This is a genomic window from Frankia sp. CcMO1 (assembly GCF_977945845.1).
In genome coordinates, this window is sequence record NZ_CDWTMG010000195.1 from 1 (window position 1) to 4288 (window position 4288).

A 4288-nucleotide genomic window follows, 5' to 3' on the forward strand; every position below is an offset into this window, starting at 1 on the left:
GTCCCCTTTGATGCGCACGGCGGCGGTGCTGCCGTGCCTCGGCGCCCGCTGTACCAGAAATTTCCGGAGAGGTCCAGCGGAGACGACTTCGACGTCCACGTCCGACGGCAGGCCGAGCAGGTCGGCCTTGTGCCGCAGGTTATGGCTCAGGCGATCGGCGAACTGCGGGTGGTCTGAGAGAACCATCGCCGGAGGTCGCATAGACACCGCGGGTCTTCCGTGTGTCCCGGAAATGTGGAGGCGAGACACCGAGTGGACGCAGTGATTTCCCGGCGTATCCCCGGTCATGCAGTTCCTCGGCCAAGGCCGGGTCCTGGCTCCGAATCAGATCGTAGGTAACGGCCCGCGCCGGAGTGAAGACATCTTCCCACTTGATGGCCGGCTCGTCGGCTGCGACATCAACGCGGAATCTCATTCATTTCTCCGTCCCGTGCGCATGCTACCTATCTGATTCTGGCAGAGCCACAGCGCGCATGATGAGGCAGTCTGCCACAGGCAGAAATCCTCCTCGACGGCCGGGTCCGGGACCGGGCCGGAAAAGACATGACCGGTGGCTCGTGCCTGCGTCCGGACGGGGCGGCCCGCGGGGTGCGGCTCTCCCGGCGAGATAGCCTCTGATCTGGGACTCCGGTGAACCACCCGGCCCCAAGCGGGCGGCATCCGAAGGACAGACTACCGCATGCGGTCTCCTTGCGCTTCGACACTGCGAGATGCACCGCCCTACAGCCCCTGACGACTACCAGTTGGACGCGCCTGCCAGTGCCGGCCGCCTTCACCGGCTGTGTCCAGTGGCGGCACCGGATGCCGCGACCCCTTCGGGCCCGGCGACTAGACTTGGATCATGGCGTCGACCTGCGGATTTACCATCGGGTCGCTGATTATCCCTGGAGGGATCGCAATCTCCGATGGCTCCCGGTCGGGGGGTTTTCATGGATGTTCTTTTTGGGCGCGGTGACGTCCAGGGTGGTCATCGCCGCGGTGAGCTCGGGATCTCGGGCGCCGCCTCGGCGGGAAGGGGGTGCCGGTCAGCCGACGGGACTGACGGATTCGATGTTGGCCACGGCGAACTCGCGCTCGGCGTTGCGCAGGTGGCACCAGGAGTTCAGCCACCGGCCGAAGAGCTGGTTCGGCTGGATGCGGCGGACCGTCCGGGTGCCCTGCTTGTCCCGGTAGGCGATGACGACGTCGCTGCGGCGTTCCACCGCGTCCGCCAGCACGGCGAGTTCGGCGTCGTTCAGCCGCCCGTTTACCTCGCCGAGCCGCTGGGCGAGATTGGTCAGGAGGGTGACACCGTCGTCCTCGCCGGTGCGCAGGCGCTGGGCGAGTTCGTCGGCCGTCAGCCGCCGTCGGGTCGCCGACGGACCGGCGGGGGGCCCGCCGCGCGGTCGGGACGCCCGGGACGGCTGTGCCGAGGCCCCCCGCGGCGCCTTCCGTCCCGGCCCGCTCGTCACGATGACGGTGCCCGTCGCGTCCTCGGCGACGGGGTAGAAGCCCGTCCGGCGCAGCTCGGCGAGGACCGTGCCCAGTTCCACCGGGCTGGCCAGCACGGTGGGGGCGAGCCGGGCGAGGTGCAGCTTCGCCAGCGCCCGGGTGTGGAGGATCTCGGCGGTCGTGGGCTCGTCGGTGAGGACGGCGCTGCGCATCCCGCGGACCTGCACGTGTCCGTGCCGGCGGGCGACGTCGGCGATGAGGTATTCGAGCGGCTGCGGGAGACCGTGATCGGCTATGGTGCGTAGCTGTTCGAGCAGCTCGGTGGCGGACCATCCGGCGTCCATCGCGGCGCGGACGCTGGCGGAGGTGAACCGCCAGGTCCCGGCCGCGCCCCGGGACTCCGGCACCGCCGCGGCCCGCAGAAGCTGGGACATCGCCGCGCTGGGCTGGCCGGACACGACCGCGGTGAGATCTGACTGCAGGATCAGGCTGGACGGCGTCTCGGGCAGCAGCTCGGCGCAGCGGTCCGCCAGGTCCCGCACCGTCCTCGCGGCCTGCGCGGCGAACTCGTCCGCGGTCGAGACGATCATAAGCCCGACGGTGGCAGCCGCCGTGTCGGTGGTGCTCGGCGCGGCCTCGAGCAGAGCTTGGCCGAGCTCGGACAGGACGTCGAGGGCGAACACCCCGAGCAGCTCGGCCTCGCGGATCGCCGCCGCTACCTTGATCTTGCGGGTGGCGGCGTCGTAGCCGTGCAGGGGGAAGAACCAGTCGAGGTTCTCAGCCGTGAGCCGCACCGACCGCCCGCCGGCCGCCGCGCGGATCAGCACCCGGCGAATCTGGCCCGCCCCCGACTCGATGGGCAGGGGCGGCGGGACGTCCTTCTCGTCGGCACCCTCGCGGCTCGTCGGCGCGTGCTCCAGAGCGTGCCACGCCGCAGCCAGCGTCGCCCACTGATGGCTTGGCGACTCCCCCCGCCACTCCTGGAACCGCGAGCTCGGTGCGTAGCCGCCATCGGTGAAGGTCAGCAGGCCGGCGGCCGCGACCAGGTCGATCCACAGCGGCAGCTCGGCCAACGGTATCGACAGCCGCTTCGCCAGCCGGGCCCGTTCCCGCCCACCGACGCCTCCTCGCTTGAGCGCTACGACGGGGGCGGCGGCCTCGTCGAGCAGGGCGGTCACGGCGCGGATGGCGCCCTGTGCGGCCGCCTGGGAGCTCGACCGGACGACAGCCTCGTTCACCTCCGGCCGGGGAATGTCCGGCGGCCCGGTGAGTCCCTGGTCGTGCCTGGCCAGCCAGGCGGCGACCGCGACCTCACGGGGGAGCTCCGGCCGGTTGCCGACGCCCAGCACCAGCCCCGCGGTGATCAGCTGCCTGATGGGCTGCGCGGCTGCCCTCTGGTCGTGGACCTCCTCGAAGGGCGTGTAGGGGAACGTGTAGGGGAAGTAGCCGCCGGCCGTGGCCAGGCGCAGGTCATCGAGTTGCTGCCTCGCCGGGGCGGGCAGGGAAGCGATGATCGTCGCGATGCGGCGGGCATCGGACATGAGTTCGGTGAGCCGCGCGGTCAGCTCGGTCTTGCGCAGGTTTTCGGCCGGAGCCCCGAGCGCCGTGACCGCCTTACGTAGATCCTCGACCAGGACGTTGTGGGCGATCTTTGCGACCGGGCGGGCGGAACTGATCTCCTCGACCCAGTGGTTGTGCAGCGGTTCCGGGAGTTGGACCACCGTGTCGATCCAGGCGAGGCCGCGGGCGCACAGATCGCCCACCCCGGCGCGCACCGCGTCCGGTAACGCACCCAACAGCTCGGCCATCCGGGGTACCGTCGCGGACTGCCCCAGCAGCGCCGCCGCCTGGCCGACCCGGAGCGTGTCGCGGTTCAGCTCCCACAGCGCCGCCGCGAGCGAGTCCGGGCTTTCCAGCCGCTGCGCGAGCTGCCCGAAACCACGGGGGACCGGCTCGACCAGCACGTCCGGACGCGAGCGGAGCAGAGCGGCCAGCGCCGGCAAGTCCAGATCCGCAAGATGGTCGGCGAACGATCGTGGTGTCATCCCTTCCATTCTTATCTGCGCCGAGCGGGCACGACCGCCCGATCTGCCGGCAGCAGACACCCGAGACCACGGCCGCCCGTTCCCGATCCATCCGGATTGCGAGCAGACCGGTGGCGTCGGCGAACGGCATCGGCGCCCTCCGGGCGGTCGCCGGTACCGCGGGCCTCGCCGTCGTTGCCGGTGCGACCTCACCGGGTGCGGTCTCGTTGCCGGTGCGGCCTCACTGATAGCCGATGTGGAGGACGGTGGGGCTAGTAGGCGCATCGCTGTCGATGACGACCGTCGGCCCGTCCGGACCACCCCCGGGGCCACCGGCCCAGCCGAAGGTGAACATGTAGCTGCGCCCCGGCGCGATCCGGAGATGGGAGTTCTGATCCAGGAGGCGTTCACCGTCCACCGAAATTGACTGGACGTGCAGGATCCCCGGTCCTTTGTCGGTGATTGTCAGGTCGGTCTGCCGCCCGACGCCGCTCACCGCACCGGTCTCGTACGAAACGTTGATCATCGGGAGCGGATGATGCACCGGACGGCGGATCACGGCGCCGGCCGGCAACGCTGAGAACAGAACGAGCAGTATTGCGGTGACCATGATGGATACGGCGCGGCGGGACGGGTGCCGGGTACGGGCTGAAACGGATTGTGCGGCATCCCCCATAGCCCCGGAGCCGCCGGGGCGGACGGGCACCCGATCGAGGTGCGGGCGGCATACCGACCTGCCCGGTGAGGGGAGCATGGTTTCCTCCGCGCTGTATTTCCAGAAATCTGTCATCCCGGCTCGAGGATACTAGGGAGTCGAAATGAAATAACTTGCG

At 70.1% G+C, this 4288-nt stretch carries 2 protein-coding genes; both read right to left on the reverse strand.

Translation table 11 applies throughout. The features are described from left to right. Positions 1-1025: 1025 nt before the first annotated feature. On the reverse strand, positions 1026-3476 hold the full coding sequence (locus AC08OU_RS18770) for a helicase-associated domain-containing protein (protein WP_476601436.1): 2451 nt from the start codon (positions 3474-3476) through the stop codon (positions 1026-1028). Between the two features lie 220 nt (positions 3477-3696). Further along, the gene (locus tag AC08OU_RS18775) at positions 3697-3981 is read right to left on the reverse strand and encodes a hypothetical protein (RefSeq protein WP_462189197.1); all 285 of its coding nucleotides are present in this window, start codon (positions 3979-3981) and stop codon (positions 3697-3699) included. Positions 3982-4288 lie beyond the last annotated feature (307 nt).